The sequence below is a fragment of the Bacillus sp. F19 genome, assembly GCA_023823795.1.
Taxonomy (GTDB): domain Bacteria; phylum Bacillota; class Bacilli; order Bacillales; family Bacillaceae; genus Bacillus_P.
Window position 1 is genome coordinate 4,455,006 of sequence record CP085710.1, and the last position, 18,468, is coordinate 4,473,473.

General features: G+C 37.5%; 11 protein-coding genes and 1 pseudogene. 3 read left to right on the top strand and 9 right to left on the bottom strand.

Going from position 1 to position 18,468, the window contains the following annotated elements; translation table 11 throughout:
* Positions 1-68 precede the first annotated feature (68 nt).
* Both LIT25_22945 and LIT25_22950 read right to left on the bottom strand, forming a co-directional pair.
* Positions 69-251: a hypothetical protein gene (locus tag LIT25_22945; protein USK33344.1), complete on the bottom strand. Its 183-nt coding sequence runs from the start codon at positions 249-251 to the stop codon at positions 69-71.
* Between the two features lie 343 nt (positions 252-594).
* A complete protein-coding gene (locus LIT25_22950; protein USK33345.1) occupies positions 595-4,107 on the bottom strand; it encodes a S8 family serine peptidase in 3,513 nt (1,170 codons plus the stop codon).
* Positions 4,108-5,653: 1,546 nt separating this feature from the next.
* Between LIT25_22950 and LIT25_22955 the strand changes: the two genes are divergently transcribed.
* A complete protein-coding gene (locus LIT25_22955; protein ID USK33346.1) occupies positions 5,654-6,709 on the top strand; it encodes a hypothetical protein in 1,056 nt (351 codons plus the stop codon).
* Positions 6,710-6,951: 242 nt separating this feature from the next.
* Here the strand turns inward: LIT25_22955 and LIT25_22960 are convergent, their stop codons facing one another.
* Positions 6,952-10,464 carry a S8 family serine peptidase gene (locus LIT25_22960; protein ID USK33347.1) on the bottom strand — a complete coding sequence of 1,171 codons (3,513 nt, stop codon included), beginning with the start codon at positions 10,462-10,464 and terminating at the stop codon, positions 6,952-6,954.
* An 821-nt stretch (positions 10,465-11,285) separates the two neighbouring features.
* Between LIT25_22960 and LIT25_22965 the strand changes: the two are divergent.
* Together LIT25_22965 and LIT25_22970 are read left to right on the top strand one after the other, a co-directional pair.
* Positions 11,286-11,648, top strand: a pseudogene (locus tag LIT25_22965) (spore germination protein).
* Positions 11,645-11,860, top strand: coding sequence for a DUF2711 domain-containing protein (locus LIT25_22970; protein USK36387.1), 216 nt, complete (start codon positions 11,645-11,647; stop codon positions 11,858-11,860). Before LIT25_22965 ends, LIT25_22970 begins: the two are co-directional and overlap by 4 nt.
* A gap of 300 nt (positions 11,861-12,160) precedes the next feature.
* On the opposite strand, the gene sufB is transcribed toward LIT25_22970, so the two are convergent.
* From sufB to LIT25_23000, 6 genes are all read right to left on the bottom strand, one after another.
* The gene (gene sufB, locus LIT25_22975; protein USK33348.1) at positions 12,161-13,558 is read right to left on the bottom strand and encodes a Fe-S cluster assembly protein SufB; all 1,398 of its coding nucleotides are present in this window, start codon (positions 13,556-13,558) and stop codon (positions 12,161-12,163) included.
* 81 nt (positions 13,559-13,639) lie between these two features.
* The gene (locus tag LIT25_22980; GenBank protein ID USK33349.1) at positions 13,640-14,068 is read right to left on the bottom strand and encodes an SUF system NifU family Fe-S cluster assembly protein; all 429 of its coding nucleotides are present in this window, start codon (positions 14,066-14,068) and stop codon (positions 13,640-13,642) included.
* Positions 14,058-15,278, bottom strand: coding sequence for a cysteine desulfurase (locus LIT25_22985; protein ID USK33350.1), 1,221 nt, complete (start codon positions 15,276-15,278; stop codon positions 14,058-14,060). The genes LIT25_22980 and LIT25_22985 overlap by 11 nt, the downstream gene beginning before the upstream one ends.
* Positions 15,278-16,582: a Fe-S cluster assembly protein SufD gene (sufD, locus tag LIT25_22990; protein USK33351.1), complete on the bottom strand. Its 1,305-nt coding sequence runs from the start codon at positions 16,580-16,582 to the stop codon at positions 15,278-15,280. The genes LIT25_22985 and sufD overlap by 1 nt, the downstream gene beginning before the upstream one ends.
* A gap of 17 nt (positions 16,583-16,599) precedes the next feature.
* Positions 16,600-17,385, bottom strand: coding sequence for a Fe-S cluster assembly ATPase SufC (sufC, locus tag LIT25_22995; protein USK33352.1), 786 nt, complete (start codon positions 17,383-17,385; stop codon positions 16,600-16,602).
* Positions 17,386-17,934: 549 nt separating this feature from the next.
* On the bottom strand, positions 17,935-18,303 hold the full coding sequence (locus LIT25_23000) for a carboxymuconolactone decarboxylase family protein (GenBank protein USK33353.1): 369 nt from the start codon (positions 18,301-18,303) through the stop codon (positions 17,935-17,937).
* Positions 18,304-18,468 lie beyond the last annotated feature (165 nt).

Consider the following 18,468-nt stretch of genomic DNA (forward strand, 5'->3'; position numbering starts at 1 on the left):
ATTTTATACTTTCTTATCTATTAAAAAGAGGAGGAATGTCTGTTTCATTCCTCCCCTTCTACACCTTGCTATTGCTTCGGCTCAAGACCGACCAGACGCAGGAAGCAGTTCAGTCCTTTCATGCTATTGCCGAGTGTTTCTTTTGGCTGCTTGTCAGCCGGTGCATCTGGTCCTTTCATTAAGAAGTTTTTCTCAACGCAGCGAATGTCTATCTCGTTGACCACTCCGTCTTGATTGATATCTTGCGGCACATGGATGGATCATTTGTACCATAGGCCTTAGTGATACTTTGAGCATGAATATACCCTTCATATCTTCCTGACGTAGCGCTGGTTGGAATCGTGATTTTTGGCTGGAGCTCCTGTGATTGCCCGCTTGATACTGTAATCGCTGAATGTGAAAAGTCGTTCCTAGGCAAACATCTATGCGGTTTTAGAATCAAATGGTTCCGTTTTCTTAAAAGGTAGGGCTGTTAACAAGAGCCTCTAAAGTGGGGCTCTTTTTTATATGAAACATCCCGGATTCGTGCATGATAAAACCTCAATCCTTCTAACCATCATAAAGGATTGAGGTATTATCTTATGGTTTCGTTTTTTAAGGTTGCTCCACCGTCATATAACGTGGAGTTGTGGTGATCTTTAGACCTGTTTCATCTTCCATCTCAGCGATCACTTTATATTTCCCACTAGGTAGATCAGCAGATGGACTCCATTTTATATAAGCAGTCTCTGTATTCGCTTCTTTATAAGTATGAACCACTTTTCCTTCAGGATCTTGGATTGTAATGGTCCAATTCAATTTTTTCATGCCCACTCCCAAAATATGACCTGGCTCCTTTTGCGTTATTGGTCTAGCCCATACATCCCACGCTGAAAGGAATAAATCCTGTTTTACATACGAGCGATCTCCGTATATTTCATAAGTGACATTACCTGCCCAGTCAAATGGCACTACGATTACACTTTTCGGTTCTTCATTTACTAGTAAGGACGATTGTGTTGAAGAAATAGCCTTATACTTGCCATCGACATAAACCATCGATTTTGTTAAGCCGCTTCCCCCTGCATTATCCATCATGTCCCAACTAATCATATACTTATTTTCTGGTGTTTTGCTGACTTGAATATTTTCTGCTTTTGGTGCAACAGAATCTACATTAATCGGGAACTTAATCGTTTGTGGACGTGCTCCTTCATAATCTAATGTGCTCTCTATAATAAATTGATACTTTCCGTCCGGAACGTATTTTCCATCCTCTGATTTCAAATCCCAGCGATATCCCCCCCAATAGAATTCGCTTCTTGACATTACATTTTTTCTAAATTTCCATGGTTCCCCTGTTTCAGTAACTTCACTGTAATCTCCAAGATTACGAACTCGATTACCTAATGCATCTTCAATGTACATGTGCACCTTTTTTACATTGCGCAAGGCGGTAAACATCGAATAAACACCTTGATTCGCAGCTTGTGGAGAGATGGCCATTCTTTCTTCTGAGAATGTTTTGGTCACTCTATCATAACCAATTGCTATAGCTGGTTTGCCAAGCCAGTTTTTCTGACCATAGTAAGGAAATAGAGCTGTTTCTTGTAAAAATGAATTTTTGTCCCACATCGGTGCATCTAAGTTCTGTGGTTGATCCCAGTCACCATAAAAGCCCATATACGGCAAGGTTAAAGACGGAATCGAAGCTTGATCTCCATTTTTCGGAACAAAGCGTACAAATCCCTCAACAAATATATTTTTCTTCAATCCATCTGGAAGTTTAATATCCACCTCTAAATCTTGAAGATGACCTTTTTTCACGGTGAAAGTGGCAGGTGTTGTATGGCTAAAATCTTTTCCATTGATCTTCGCTGTTGCTCCTTCGATCCGCTTACTTGTTAGCTTTAGCACTTCCATCGTCTTTTCAATTTTCCCATCGCGATTTAAATCTAGATCTTTCTGCTCGGTATCATCTGTTAAAAGATCTAGATAAACATCATAGGTAATCTCTTCTGGAGAAGATTTACCCGCTAACGCCTCTAACTCCAGCATAAATTTTACTTTATCATGCTTAATCTCTTTTAACTCCACAGCAGCTGCATTTTCTGGATTAGCAAACTTATCTTTCACTAATACAGGTGTTTTTAGTGCATTAGCAATCTGCATCATCCCTGAGCCTTGTTTACGTGGAGAATATGGAATGTTACTTTCTGTTGTAGGGTCCATTAAGATTTGAGCTGTATTCATCAAAGCTGTTTTCGCCTGATAAATAGCATCTGAACCTCTCATCACGCCTTTTTCATAGAGCGACTGTAACACTAGAGCTCCTGCACCCGCTACATGTGGCGAAGCCATCGAAGTTCCGCTATATATATCATATTTGTTATCCATGACAGTAGAATAAATCTTACCGCCAGGTGCGGTAATTTCAGGCTTAAAATCAAGGGTGTGCGGTGCTCCATATGATGAGAATCCAGACATAGTCCCCTTGGTTTTATTATCAATCAAGGTTCCATTACCCACTTTAACCTTAATCTTTTCACCATCTTTCAAACGTTGAATCAGGGCTTTTCCTTCAGTGATCCCAGTACTAATTCCTGGAACGTTGCCATAAGGAGAAAAAAGTAATTTGGCATAATCTCCTTGTGCCGCTAAAGGAACCATTATCACTCCTTTTGCTCTACCCTTTTGAGCAGGAGATTGTATGTATTGTTCACTGCCCGCCCATTGTTGTTCTGCAACCACGATTTTGCCGTCTACATCTTTTCCAGCGAAATCCTGAGTACTACCATAGCCTACATAAACTAACTCAATCTCTTCACCTGGAGCAAAGACATCTGCCATTTGAACATAACCTGCATGGCGTTTGTAAATAAGTGGTTTCCCATCTGAAAGAGTAAGTGTGTCCATATGGATTTTATCATTTTCATAAGAAGCTACTTGTAAAGCATATGGACTTGAACCAGGTGCTCCTACTACTCCAATATCAGGATTCTGAGCATAAGGTTGATGAGTGTATGCGGTGGATCCACTTTTAGTACTGTAGAATGCGTTTCCACCAGCTGCTACCACTAAAACTCCTTGCTCTGCAGCAGTACGAACTGCTTTTTGGATGGGGTCTTCTTCATTCACAAAATTAGCGTCTTGCCCTAAGCTTAAGTTGATGACATCGGCATCCATTTCAACCGCATGATTGAGTCCGGCTATGATATCGTCTGCAAATGCCCCACCCCCATAATCGGAAAAGACTTTTTCCGCTATGATCTGTACATCAGGTGCAATCCCTTTCACCCTGTCTACTTCATCGGTTCCATTAGCTCCAATCGTTCCTGCTACATGCATTCCATGTGAGGTAGCATAAGGAAGAACATCTTGATCTCGGTCCGCCCAATCATAACCCGCTGGAACTTTATCTGAATACCAGCGATCCTCTACAGCTGTTTCAGCTAATTTTTCTTGAATATTAGTAGAATTCCAATGGGCTTTCGCTTTTCCTCTGTCAGACATAGTTAGATCTTGATGGCGATAGTCCACTCCGGTATCGACAACAGCAACCACCATTCCCTCCCCATGGTAACCTAACTCTTCCCATACTTTTTTCGCTTGTACCATGGATTTACTGGAGCTCATCGTTTGTTGATAAGTCTCTGCAATATGAACACGAGCCACTCCAGCTAATTTTTCGATTTCTTTGATATTTTTGAACAGTGTATCCATACTGAAGCCATTAATACCTGTCACAAAGTGATGTCGCTCTTTCACATTCAGCTTTTTCGTTTCTTTCATTTCTCGAATCAAGGATTGTTGAGCATGTTTTAATTTTTTCTTTTCAGCTTCATTTCCTTTGGCACTATGTACAGGTTCTCCTGTCATTTCCACTATCACTCGTACAGTATCGTTAGGTGCATACTGATTATCAACTGGCTTGTGGGCTTGGTCTGTCGCCTTTTCTTGATCAGACAGTTGGTTCTCTAACAAACTAGTCGCAAATTCTGGGTTGGTCAATAGTGACTCGGTTGAAGTGTCATTCGTTTCCGCAAAAACTGTGAATGATGAAAGAAGTAAGGATGTTACAGCCGCAGTAGTCATCACTTTAAATGCCTTCAATTTACTCTTGGTCATTAACATTGCTCCTTTTTTATTTGATTTAAGTTTTATATTTATTTCACTACTTTTTATGAGATTAGTAATTTAATAAAATTACAATTTACTAACCATTCCGAGTAAATAAATACAAATAGAATTGTACATACACCATAAATCACAGTAAATTGGGGGATTTAGGCGATTAAATCATAGTTTAATAGACCTATATATTTAAAATTTCATTAAAAAAGATTGTCATTTAAACAAAGTTAAAATAGAATTTCAAGTTATTATCAGGAAAAATATTTTTTTATGATTTTGTCGAAATCAATATTTTCAGTGGCGTATTTTCTCTTAAAATGGGGGAAATAAACATAATTAATAGAATTTTATGAAAATACAAAAAACAATTGATTAAAATGTATATAAAGAACTAGAAACTATATGGTATATTGGACATTTATTCATTATGTAGAAATATAATATTAATTGCCGAACAGCCCTTACATTCCTTGATCCTGTGCAATAAAAAAAAAGGGGTAGCGTTTAGCTACTCTGATATTATCCCCTCTAAGTAGACAGTGTAAAAAGGCTACAGTTTATCTGTAGATGATACACTCATACTTGGAGGGGATTTTACTATGTCTAGAAAAATTCATTGATCGTTTCTAGCAATTTTACTGCTTTAGTAATTACGATTTGGTATAGTACTTTTGTTTTATGCAGGTATAGAACCAATAACAGCAAGAGTTACATCCTATGTTTTATTTTCAGAAAAGGAGAAATGTGGGATGATAAAGGTTAATTAGGTGATATTTCTGAATATTGAATAAACCCCCAGTTGATACTAAATTAGTTGAAAAATTTTAATAACCTGATGTTGAAAGACAGATCAGCGTATTAAATGTGCAGTTAAGTCATCAGCACGAAACCTTCACATTTTTACAAATATATTAATCTACTATTTAGTAAGGAGGAGGAGAGGTTTAATGAGGAAAAGGAGAAACAAAAAAATTATTAATGTATAACCGCAGGCTTGGCTACTGCATTACTTTTGTCAACAAGTACTGGTAATTCATTTGCTTATGATGACACCACCGCCGAAACGCCGGCCACCCAGGCGTCCCAGCCACAGCAGAACGGCTTGCAGGCGGCGACGCTCGCGCCCGCGCCTGATGGCACCCCAATATTTGAAAATATTTCCGCTTTATGTTTTCATTCAGTAAGTCTGATGTTCAGAAATTGTATTTTGTATGATTTCCTAAGGTATTTCATCAATTATTTTTTTTATTAACCAATCCTGAAGTAATTCTTAAGTATTACTCCGTAAGTTTCTCCAATATTCTAAATATACTTAATTTGTTGATAAATGTAGAATTTTATTATTATCGATATTAAATAGGGGGGCTTTGGTTATGTATGAGGGGAGAATCATTAAGTTTTATCGAGAAAAAAAAAACTCACCCAAGAACAATTAGGAAAAGATATATGTTCAACATCTCATATTAGTAAAATAGAGTGTGCCCAAACAACTTACGCTACACAAATTACCAATTTATTATGTGAACGACTTGAGATTAATATGGAAGAAGAGTTAACTAAACTTACGAATATCAAACAAAAATTACTGTATTGGCAAGAAACAATTATTATGCAGCTTTATAATGAAATGGATCAAATTAATAGTGAGCTAGAGAACGAGGAATTATTAGAAATTTCGAAATATGTATACATGTATCAATTACTCCGAGCTAGGTATTTGCTTATGTATCATAAGTCAAATGAGGCATTTAAAATCCTCAAAAATATTCAAAGAAAATTAAATAGACTCTCACCTTATGAAACCAATTTATTAAAGCATACATTTGGTATTTATTATTTAGAAATACAAGATTATATAAGTGCAATTCAATCGTTTAAATCAATTCAAATTACTGTTTATAATAACCCGGAATATTATTATCATCTTGCAGTTTCTTATCACACGACACAATCACCTATGTTAGCATATTATTATGCCGAAAAGGCACATCAATATTTTAAGAACATCAATAACTATCTTAGAGTCATTGATGCAGAGATGCTAATGCTTATTCAAGTAAAAGATGACTTCAGTACAGATGATGAAATTATAAAACGATTAAAAAATTTAATTAAGAGTTGTGAATTATGTAATGCCCCTGATCGGAAAGCAAGAGTATTGCATAATCTTGCTTTTGAATATTTACGAAGGTCTAACTATGAGCTAGCAAGTATTTATTATAAAGAATCTATGGCAATAAAAGATCAAGTATCGAATTCCTACTTACTTTCTTTAGAGGGGTATATTCGAAGTTCATTAGAAGGAGGACTTTTACCAAAAAATGAACTTATTATACTTGCTGAAAATGGGTTTACGATTGCAAATAATATGAATTCTTTATTATATATTCATCTTTTTAAACTCCTTATCTATTTATTAAAGTGTAAAGAGAAAGAATATTATCAATATTTAGTCGATAAAGCATTACCAATGTTCAATAAAAATGGATTTTATTATTTAATTGAACGCTCGAATAAAGAATTATTTAATTATTATTCCACGATGAGATTAAATGATCAGGCAATGGAAATCGCTAAATTACTCATAAAAAATTAATATAAAGAAAACTCGCCGGCTGGCTAGCATTTAAGGCGAAGATTTAAGGCGTAGTTGCACTTATACTTAATACCTAGAACTGGAAAACACGCATGGTACTCTTCCTCGCTGCCAATTATTCTTTCTTAACCTGCAAAAGAAAAAATAACCAAGAATACCTCGTATTCTTGGTTTTATATTTAGGGGAGATTTTATACTTTTCTAAACATAAACAATAGAAGTTGCAGAATACAATTATAAGGTTATTGAACAACTGTTACTGTTTTAGGCGTTGTTGTAACTTTAAAACCGTCTTTTGTTACAAGATCAGCTGAGATAAAGTAATTTCCATTTGGCAGCTCCGGTTTAGGTGCCCATTTTTTATGAGCTTCTTTTTCATTTTTAACTTCAAACGTATCGATTATATTTCCATTTGCATCTTTAACATAAAACGTCCAGTCTACTCTGTTTGAAGCAAAGTAATCAATTTCTGTTGGAGTATTTTTGCTTAAATTTTTGGACGGAAATACACTAGAATTTGAAAGAACTATCCATTCACTCATATATTTTGGACTTTGATCTCCCCAAACTGTGTACGAATGGTTAAATGCGTTATCAGCCGCTTTAACAACAATACTTTTCGGTTCTGCATTTACGAGGAATTTTGTCTCTTTTCCTGGAGTGTAATAATTTCCGTCAACCCAAACCATTGCAGCAACATATCCACTTCCGTTTTCATTATCTGTGCCTTTCCAGGAAATTTCGTATTTTCCATCCTTTGGAGTTACAGTAATGTCTGTAACTTTAGGAAGTATGGAATCTACTTTAACAGGCATTTTAACTTCCTGCGGTTTTGCACCTGGATAGTCTAATGTCGTTTTAATCACATATTGATAATTTCCATCTGGTACAAATTGTCCAGACTCATCTCTCATATCCCAATAATAGAGTTCATTGTAATAAGTGTCCCCAAATGACATGACATTCTTTCTGAATTTCCATGGTGTTCCTGTATATTCACTGAAGTCACCTAAATATTTTACGATATTACCGGATTGATTTTCTATATACATTTCTGTTTTTTCCAAGTTACGTAAAGCTGTAAATGAAGAATAGATACCTAATAGATGGAAGTTTGGCGAGATGGCAATTTTGCTAAGATCAAACGTTCCAGTACTAGAATCATATCCCTTTGGATAACGCTCTGAAGTGCCATCCCAAAGTGCAGTATAACCTAAAAATGCATCTTTCTCCCATGCTGGAGGATCAATATTTTGTGGTTCATCCCATTTTCCATAGAAGCCCATATATGGTATAGATAAAGGTACGACTTTATCTTGGTCTTTGGCAACAGGAACTAGACGAACAAATCCTTCTACAAAACTATTTGACTTTAAGGAATCTGGTAAATTCACATTAACTGTCAGCTGTTTTGTTTGACCAGGTTTAATTTTAAGAAGTGCTCCTTCTGTTTCTGTAACTTTATTATCATTGACAGTAACAGTTGCACCATTGATTCGTTCACTTTTTAATTTTAGATACTCCTTGGATTCCAAGTCACCATCATTGTCTAAATCATATTCTTTCATTTCAGTTTGATCCTTTAAAACATCTACAAAAACTTTGTATTCGATTTCCTCACTATTATTTTTTCCCTTAGGAGTTTCAAAAGCTTCCACATTTAATTTAAAGCTTGTATTTTGGCCTATTTCCTTCAAAGCAACCGCTCCAGCTTGTTCTAAAGGCGTGTTTCGACTTGTCACAATGACAGGCGTATTAATTGCATTTTGAATTTTCATTAAACCAGATCCTTGTAAGCGTGGTGAATATGGAACTTCACCGTTTGTTCTTGGATCCATGACAACATTAGCTGTATTCATTAAAGCAAGCTTTGCTTTTAACACCGTATCTTCTGAATGGGTTAATCCTTTTTGATAAAGTGCCTGCAATAACAATGCAGAACCGCCTGCAACATGAGGAGCGGCCATCGATGTACCGCTCATCACTTCATAATCATTACCAGGTACAGTTGAATAAATATTTCCACCTGGTGCAGAAATCTCTGGTTTAAAATCTAATGTACTTGGAGAACCATAGGATGAAAAACTGGACATTTTGTCTTTCTTTGCGTTATCTATCCAAGTTTCCCCTGCTAATTTCATCTTGACCATTTGACCACTTTTAAGTTTATTTACTAGTTCTTGCCCTGGAGCCTTACCTGTTGTAGCAGTTGGAATGGAATTTTCAGTTAATCTTAGATAAGGATAATCAGTCGCCATATTATCAGCTGGTATTATGATTACCGCTTTTGCTCCATACTTTTCTGCGTTAAATTGAATAGAAGAATAAGAATAATATTCATTTAATAATTTTATTACTGCAATGTAGCCAGTTTTATTGGCAGGAAAATCAGCTTTGTTTCGTCCTTCGTTTACATATACCATTTCATACTCTTGATTCGGATTTAAAAATCTTGAAAGTTTAAAGTTATATTTTGCGGGAAACATCGTTTGATCTTGGAAAGGAAGCTTTAAACCATTTGTTTCAGCTAAAGAATTTAAATGCATTTTTGTATTTTCATAGGATGCTACCGATAAAGCATATGGACCTACACTCGGTGCACCAACTGTCCCAATATCAGGATTTTCTGCATATGGCTCTAAAGCAGAGTCAAGGAATAAATTATTTTTCGTACTATGAGCGGAATTACCAGCTGACACTACAACAAGAGTTCCATGTTCTGTCGCAACTCGGATTGCTTTTTGTACAGGATCGTTTTCTTCACCTACATAGCCTGAGTCAACACCTAAGCTCATGTTTATCACATCTGCATCCATAGTAATGGCATGCTCAATCCCTGCGATAATATCATCCTCGTAGGCTCCGCCGGCATTATCTGAAAATACCTTCTCCGCTAATAGCTGCACACCTGGTGCAATACCCTCGACACCGTCATTCGCTTCGTCCCCGCCTGCTCCAACTGTCCCAGCAACGTGTGTACCATGCGGACTGCCATTTGCTCCAGGAATGACATTGCTATCATTGTCTGCCCAATCATAGCCTGTTGGGACTTTATCGCTATACCAAATATCGTTTACGTCTGTCTCTTTAAATTTTTGATTGATTTTATCTTGAGTCCACTTTTCTTGCGCTTTGGCTGTATCTGATAGTTTCATATCTTTGTGTGTATAATCAAGCCCGGAATCTACGATCGCTACCAGTAATCCTTCACCTTTATAACCATATTGCTCCCATACTTTTTGAGCTTGTACTAATTCTTTACTTGCTGTCATTGATTCCTGGAATGTTCTAGCAATATGTACACTCGTAACCCCTGGAATAGACTCGATTTCTTTCATATTCTGAAACTCAGTTTCTAAACTGAATCCGTTAAAACCTTCAAAATAACGGTGTTTCACTTTCGTTGGTGAATTTGATTTAGAAGTTTTCGTTTTAGTGATTTCATCAATAACTTTGTCTTGCTTTTCCTTCATTATTGACTTTTTATTTTTTGATGATTTCTCCACATCAGTTGGTTGTTCAACTTCAACGATTAGGCGGACCATTTTATTTGGGCTATACGCTTTAGTTAAACCTTCTTTAGTAACAGCTTTACTATAAAGATCATTACTTCCTTGCTCCACTGTATCTCTCAATATTTGAGACTCGGTTGAAGTGTCATTCGTTTCCGCAAAAGCTGTGAATGATGAAAGAATTAAGGATGTGACAGCTGCAGTAGTCATGACTTTAAACGCCTTTAATTTACTTTTTTTCATTTACGTCTCTCCTTTTTTAGTTTTATATTTATTTATCTTCAATATAAGGTTGGTAATTTAATAGCATTAGACCTAACTTATCCCTACCGAGAAAATAAATACTATTTAAATTGTAACTTCACCAAAAAGCACAGTAAATTGGGGGATTTAGGCGATCAAGAAACAGTTCAATAGACCTATATATTTAAAACTTCATTAAAAAGATTGTCATTTAAACAAAATAAAAAATAAAATTTTAAGTTAATATATGGAAAAATATTTATAATTTAGTTGTGAAGTTTCTCTCTTAAAATAGGGGGAAATAAACATAATTCATCAAATTTTATGATTTTTACGAAAAATTAATTTGATTAAAATATGTATAAAGAACTACAAACGTATATGGTATTTTGAACATTTATTCATTTTGCCGAATAGCCCTTACACTCCTTGATCTTGTGCAATAAATAAAAAGGGGCAGCGTTGAGCTACTCCCTTAAATTTGCTTACACTATCTTTATCTTTATTCCAAGCTTTCCGCTCCTGATATAATCGGTTCTGGGACCTTCTGCTGAAATTGCTTCATAAACTACATAGATTGTTTTAGCCAGTAATATTTGTATGTACTTAGACTGAATCGAATAAGGATCGCCCTCATCCACACCACAATAAGAGCAATCGGCATAACCTTTTTTCTTCTTTTGGATAAGGTAAGCCCTCACATTTACCGCTTAAAAACGCAGCCGGTGAAGAAGTCCCCAAGCTACATTCTCTTCCCGTCTTGCAGACACGTTCGGGCTATCGTGGTCACATCTATGAAACTTTGAACCTTATCTTCTAGTTCTTCGCTTCTTCCAGGTGTATACCTTGCCTTAGAAAAGTTTCATAGTAAGGAATTTAGTAAAACGATACAAGAGGGGCTTTTTAACAAAGGTGAAGTGCTACCTACATTTTGGGAAGTATTCATTCTTCTTTTGCTTTTTAAAGTCTTCTTAGATGTAGGGACTAGATCTCCTAAAAGTACCGTAATATTAGTTTCACTCATAGCTGCAATTGTTATTGGAGAAACCGCTGTTACAGCCAACATCATTCACCCACCTGGATTAATTGTTGTGGGATTGAGTACGTTTCTATTATTTTTAATCACATATATGGGACAAATCGGAGTAGTTTTTACTTTAAAGTATCTTTTCTTATTCGCCTGAAGCCGTTAGATTTATACGAATTGTCAGCAGCGGAGCTTATTGTTACTGATGAAAATATGGATTACGCATTTATGAGTATTTATGATTCTTTTAACACTTTGTTTCTTTCTAAACAAGGAAATAGTAAAGAAATAGTACAGAAAATGAATTGGGAAGCGATCATCTGTGATCAACAAACTTATATTGATTGGTTTCTTCCTAATAAGTATTGAACTATCTTCGTCAACAATCGGGTGCTTTAATGGAATAAGGATATAAAAAAACGATCAGATAGAAATCTGGTCGTTTTGATGTTATTTACATATCTAATTACAGTGTTTATTTATCTGCTAACTAGTATGAGATTTTACTTTTTGGACTTCAAAAGAGAGCCCGATCACACCACAAATTTTTTAATTATCCTTGTCTTATTGAACCATAAAAGATTTTAAGTTGGCACAAAATTGGCACGACACTATTTTTCACATAAAAAAGCCTTGGTATATTCCTTATATACCAAGGCTTTTCGGACTTTATCCGATTGAACCTTCCATCTCGAACTTGATTAAACGGTTCATTTCAACCGCATATTCCATTGGAAGTTCTTTAGTGAATGGTTCAATGAATCCCATAACAATCATTTCAGTTGCTTCTTCTTCTGAAATACCGCGGCTCATTAGATAGAATAACTGCTCTTCAGATACTTTTGAAACCTTCGCTTCATGCTCTAAAGAGATGTTATCATTGAAGATTTCGTTATATGGAATCGTATCAGATGTAGACTGATTATCCATGATTAACGTATCACACTCAATGTTGGAACGTGCACCTTCAGCTTTGCGGCCGAAGTGAACGATTCCGCGGTACGTTACTTTACCGCCTTGTTTAGAAATTGATTTTGAAACGATTGTTGAAGACGTATTTGGTGCTAAGTGAATCATTTTCGCACCTGCGTCCTGATGCTGGCCTTTTCCTGCTAATGCAATGGATAATGTCATACCGCGAGCGCCTTCACCCTTAAGGATGACAGCAGGGTATTTCATCGTTAATTTAGACCCAATGTTTCCATCGATCCATTCCATTGTAGCGTTCTTTTCACAAACTGCACGTTTTGTAACAAGGTTAAATACGTTGTTCGCCCAGTTTTGAATCGTTGTGTAACGGCAGTAGCCGCCGTCTTTTACGATAATTTCAACTACAGCACTGTGCAGAGAATTAGTTGTGTAAACCGGAGCTGTACAGCCTTCTACATAGTGCACATGTGCACCTTCATCAACAATAATCAGCGTACGCTCGAACTGACCCATGTTTTCAGAGTTAATGCGGAAGTATGCCTGAAGCGGTGTATCAACTTTGATGCCTTTTGGCACATAGATGAACGATCCGCCGGACCATACAGCTGAGTTTAGTGCTGAGAACTTATTGTCAGTCGGCGGAATGACTTTGCCGAAATGCTCTCTGAAAATATCTTCGTTTTCTTTAAGAGCTGTATCTGTATCTTTAAAAACGATACCCAGTTCTTCAAGATCTTCTTTCATATTGTGGTATACAACCTCAGATTCGTACTGAGCAGATACACCGGCCAAGTATTTTTGCTCTGCTTCAGGAATTCCAAGTTTATCAAACGTGCGTTTGATTTCCTCAGGTACTTCATCCCAAGAGCGCTCTGATTTTTCAGATGGTTTTACGTAATACGTAATTTCATCGAAGTTAAGTGCAGCCATATCGCCGCCCCATTGAGGCATTGGCATGTTATAGAAATGCTCCAGTGACTTCAGACGAAAATCAAGCATCCATTGAGGCTCGCTTTTCATGCGAGAAATTTCTTCAACAATTTCTTTAGTTAATCCCCGCTTTGAACGGAAAATCGAAACGTCTTTATCAGCAAATCCATACTTGTAATCGCCGATTTCTGGCATTTTTTTAGCCATCCGTTTTCACTCCAATCATAGTAGAATGAGGTCTGCCCCCATTCTTTTTCTTAAGAAGGCATAAATTTACAGGTTCCGCTATTAGCTGTTTTGGACCCCTTTTTCCATTGCCTTCCACGCAAGTGTTGCACATTTGATCCGTGCAGGAAATTTAGCAACACCTTGCAAAGCTTCTATATCCTCAAGCTCTACGTCATCATCATAATCTTTTCCCTGCATCATGTCTGAAAAGATTTTTGAAAGCTTTAAAGCTGTTTCGACCGATTGACCTTTAATCGCCTGAGTCATCATTGATGCTGATGACATTGAAATCGAACAGCCTTCACCGTCGAACTTTGCATCCTTAATGCTGCCGTCTTCAATCTGCAGCGTTAAACGAATACGGTCTCCGCATGTAGGGTTATTCATATCTATTGTTAAACTATCTTCGAGTACACCTTTGTTCCGCGGGTTTTTATAATGATCCATGATGACCTGGCGGTACAGAGTGTCCAGATTATTAAAAGACATTCGTGAAGTACTCCTTTGTTTTTATGATTCCTGCAACAAGCTTATCAACTTCTTCTTCTGTGTTGTACAGGTAAAAACTTGCACGAGCTGTCGAGGAAACATTCAGCCATTTCATTAAAGGCTGTGCACAGTGATGGCCGGCACGAACTGCTATGCCTTCAGCATCTAATACTGTGGCAACATCATGAGGATGCACATCTTCAATATTGAATGTTACAAGACCGGCACGCTTTTTAGGACCGTATATAGTGATGCCTTCAACTTCTGACAGTCTCTCAAGTGCGTAATCAGCAAGTTTGTGCTCATATGCTTCAATGTTTTCAAGACCGATTTCCTCCAGAAAATCAATGGCAGCTCCAAGGCCGATTGCCCCTGCAATAATTGGTGTTCCGGCTTCAAACTTCCAAGGAAGCTCTTTCCATGTGGATTCGTATAATCCGACGAAATCAATCATTTCGCCGCCAAACTCAACAGGCTCCATGTTTTCAAGAAGTGCTTTTTTGCCGTACAGTACGCCAACACCGGTCGGACCGCACATTTTATGAGCTGAAAAAGCAAAGAAATCACAATTTAAATCTTGAACATCAATTTTCATATGCGGAGCACTTTGCGCACCGTCAACAACCATGATGGCACCTTTGCTGTGGGCTAACTCTGCAATTTCTTTTATAGGATTTATTGTTCCCAGAACATTTGAAACTTGCATAACAGAGACAATTTTAGCTGAGTCTGTTATCGTTTCTCTGGCATCTTCAAGAGAAATCGTGCCATCCTCCTGCAAAGGAATATACTTAAGTGTAGCACCAGTAGCTTTAGCAAGCTGCTGCCAAGGTATGACATTCGCATGGTGTTCCATATACGTAATCACAATCTCATCGCCAGATTGAAGATTTGCACGTCCATAGCTTGCTGCTACTGTATTCAATGCAGTTGTAGCGCCGCGTGTGAAAATGATTTCTTCTGCAGACTGAGCATTTATGAACTTTCTTACCTTTTCGCGTGCTCCCTCGTAGCCATCTGTAGCTTTGGTGCCCAGTGTATGAACTCCGCGATGGACGTTGGAATTATATTCTCTATAATAGCGGTCCAGCGCTTCAATGACCGGCAGCGGCTTCTGAGAAGTCGCTGCACTGTCAAGATAAACAAGATTCTGCCCATTTACTTGCTGATCCAAAATCGGGAAGAGTGAACGGATATCTTGGATATTCATTACTTAACTTTCCTTTCAATGACCTCAACAAGCTGTTTCTTAACGCCTTCGATTGGAAGTACTCTAACAACCGGCGCAAGGAAGCCGTGAATGACAAGACGCTCTGCCTCAACTTTAGGAATGCCGCGGCTCATCAAGTAATACAATTGAAGCGGATCAACGCGGCCAACAGACGCAGCATGTCCAGCCGTTACATCGTCCTCGTCAATTAATAGAATCGGATTTGCATCTCCGCGTGCTTTTTCGCTGAGCATAAGAACTCTTGATTCCTGCTCTGCATTTGATTTTGAAGCACCATGCTCAATTTTGCCGATTCCGTTGAAGACAGATGAAGCACTGTCTTTCATTACGCCGTGCTTTAAGATGTAGCCCTCAGAATTTTTGCCGAAGTGAATCACTTTTGTTGTGAAGTTTTGAATTTGATTTCCGCGTCCGACAACAACAGATTTAGTATCTCCATAAGAGCCGTCACCCATCAGGTTTGTTGTGTTTTCAGAAATCGTATTGCCGTCATTCATCAAACCAAGCGCCCATTCAATGCGTGCATCGCGTGCAGCAGTACCGCGGCGGTTTACATACGTAGTAACACCTTTATTCAAATGATCAACAGCACCGTAAGTAACTTTTGCATTATTGTTCGCAAATACTTCCGTTACAATGTTGAAAATCGATTCTTCCGTTTCAGTCGTTGAAATATAGTTTTCAACATAAGTCACAGAACTGTTGTCGTCTGCTACAACGATAACATGGTTGAAAAGAGTTGTTTCCGGATTTTCATGTACATATACAGCCTGAAGAGGTGCTGTTGCCTCAACGTTTTTAGGCACATATACAAATACTCCGCCGTTCATAAGAGCTGCATGAAGTGCTGTTAAACGATGCTCATCAACTTTCACGCCTTCAGACATGAAGTATTTTTGCACAAGTTCAGAATGTTCGCGGACAGCCGTATGAATATCAGTGAAGATTACGCCCTGATCTTTTAACTCCTGAGAAAGAGATGTATAAGCAGGCGTTGTGTCTAATTGGATATAAAGATTTTTGTTCTCATCTTCAAGATCAATTAAAGCTTTTACTTCATCACTTAAATCATTAAGGGATGCTAAAGCTTTGCTTTTAACTGAGTGTGTTTGGAATTGTGTGAAATTCCACTTATCAATTTTCGTTTTATCCGGTCTTGGCATTGAAAGGTCTTCAGCTTTTTCAAGAGCTTGTAAGCGCAGTTCTTTAAGCCATTCCGGTTCACCGAGTTCTTTTGAGAAACCCGTGACATAGTCGTGGTTGAATTTCGTCTCTACTGTCATCTTAATCCCCCTAACGCTTACGCTTCTTGACCAACAGTTTCGTCTTCGATGCCAAGCTCATGTTTAATCCAGTCATAGCCTTCTGATTCTAAACGCTGAGAAAGCTCAGGACCGCCCGATTTTACGATGCGTCCCTGCATCATTACGTGTACATGATCAGGTGTGATGTAGTTTAACAGGCGCTGATAGTGAGTGATGATCAGGCAGCCGAAATCTTCGTTGCGCATTTGGTTAATGCCTTTTGAAACAACTTTTAATGCATCGATGTCAAGACCTGAATCGATTTCATCAAGAATCGCGATTTTAGGCTCGATCATCATTAATTGAAGAATCTCATTGCGTTTTTTCTCTCCGCCGGAGAATCCTTCATTTAGGTAACGCTGTGCCATATCAGGATCCATTTCAAGGAATTCCATGTTAGAGTCCATTTTGCGGATGAATTTCATTAAAGAAATTTCCTGTCCTTCTTCTTTGCGTGCATTGATAGAAGAACGAAGGAAGTCAGCATTTGTTACTCCGCTGATTTCGCTTGGATATTGCATCGCTAAGAATAGACCTGCACGTGCGCGCTCATCTACTTCCATCTCAAGAACATCTTCACCGTCAAGAGTGATGCTTCCTTGTGTTACTTCATATTTAGGGTGCCCCATGATCGCAGATGATAGTGTGGATTTACCAGTACCATTTGGTCCCATGATTGCGTGGAATTCTCCGCCTTTTATTTCAAGGTTTACACCTTTTAAAATTTCTTTCCCGTCAATTTCAACATGTAAATCTTTAATAACTAAAGTAGAACCTGCCATAAATAACTATACCTCCAATAATCTATAAGATCTCAATTTAATCATTCTCATTTTATTCTCATTCTAATTTTATAACAAATGAAATGTGAATACAACTTTTTCGGAGGCTTCTCTAAAAGGGCCGGGTTTATTTATAACTTAAAAGGAATCAGCCAGTGACTGATTCCTTTTGGATTGGTATATTAATTCCTTTTACGGTCTAATACTGCGAATAGCTGTTTGCTTTGCTGATAATCTTTTTCACGATTCTTTTCTACTTCCATACGCTTTTCATGGTTTCTGCTGTACACTGCATATCCCATTTTATGAGACTGCATTAAGGCTTTTTCCATTTCAGTTGTGTATTTCAAATCAAGCTTTTGCTGACTTGCGTAGATAATGAATCATCCTTTCAAGGTTTATCAATTAGTACTGGTTAAATGATAACACCTGATCAAATCAGCCTCAATCATCATATAGAAGGATATGAAAGGATCGTGGTTCTTCATATCGGATTTCAGCATTTTGAGACACAGTTCTTATATAAATACTCCAATATGCTCGAGTATGCTATTGCTTAAGCTGATTCAATTCTGTGATGCACTCTTGTACTAAGGTAACGGATTGACTCATTGCCGCTCCACCGCCAAAAGCAGCTGTTACTCCTGCCGTTTCTAGAATCTCCTGTTCGCTTGCCCCCTGATCTAAGCAGCCTTTTGTATGATAAATAATACAATATTCATCTTGTGAATAGATGCTTATGCCAAGTGCAATCAACTGCTTTTCTTTTTGGGAAAGTGTTCCTTCTTTAAAACATTCTTCAGTGAATTCATTATAAAGGTGCGCAAGCTCAGGCATTTTTTCTGTAAAAACTCCCAGACCTTCTTTGTAATTATGCAAAGCGGCTTCACTTATATTTCTCGCTTCAAAATGCTGCATCAATTTCCAGCTCCATTCCTGATAGTAATCACCGTTAGTATGCAAAACATTCAGGAGATGTATGCGTAAAAAGAGTTTTTCAGGGAGCTTTTATTCCTAATTTCTACCATTATAATATATTGGTATATTTCAGATAAAAAAGAGAGCACCAAATTTCGGGTGCTC

Coding starts and splice junctions, on each gene's coding strand:
- sufC (USK33352.1), bottom strand. CDS start 17,385: ATGGCAGGTTCTACTTTAGTTATTAAAGATTTACATGTTGAAATTGAC.
- LIT25_22960 (USK33347.1), bottom strand. CDS start 10,464: ATGAAAAAAAGTAAATTAAAGGCGTTTAAAGTCATGACTACTGCAGCT.
- sufB (USK33348.1), bottom strand. CDS start 13,558: ATGGCTAAAAAAATGCCAGAAATCGGCGATTACAAGTATGGATTTGCT.
- LIT25_22950 (USK33345.1), bottom strand. CDS start 4,107: ATGACCAAGAGTAAATTGAAGGCATTTAAAGTGATGACTACTGCGGCT.
- LIT25_22955 (USK33346.1), top strand. CDS start 5,654: ATGGAAGAAGAGTTAACTAAACTTACGAATATCAAACAAAAATTACTG.
- LIT25_22980 (USK33349.1), bottom strand. CDS start 14,068: ATGTCTTTTAATAATCTGGACACTCTGTACCGCCAGGTCATCATGGAT.
- sufD (USK33351.1), bottom strand. CDS start 16,582: ATGACAGTAGAGACGAAATTCAACCACGACTATGTCACGGGTTTCTCA.
- LIT25_22985 (USK33350.1), bottom strand. CDS start 15,278: ATGAATATCCAAGATATCCGTTCACTCTTCCCGATTTTGGATCAGCAA.
- LIT25_23000 (USK33353.1), bottom strand. CDS start 18,303: ATGCAGCATTTTGAAGCGAGAAATATAAGTGAAGCCGCTTTGCATAAT.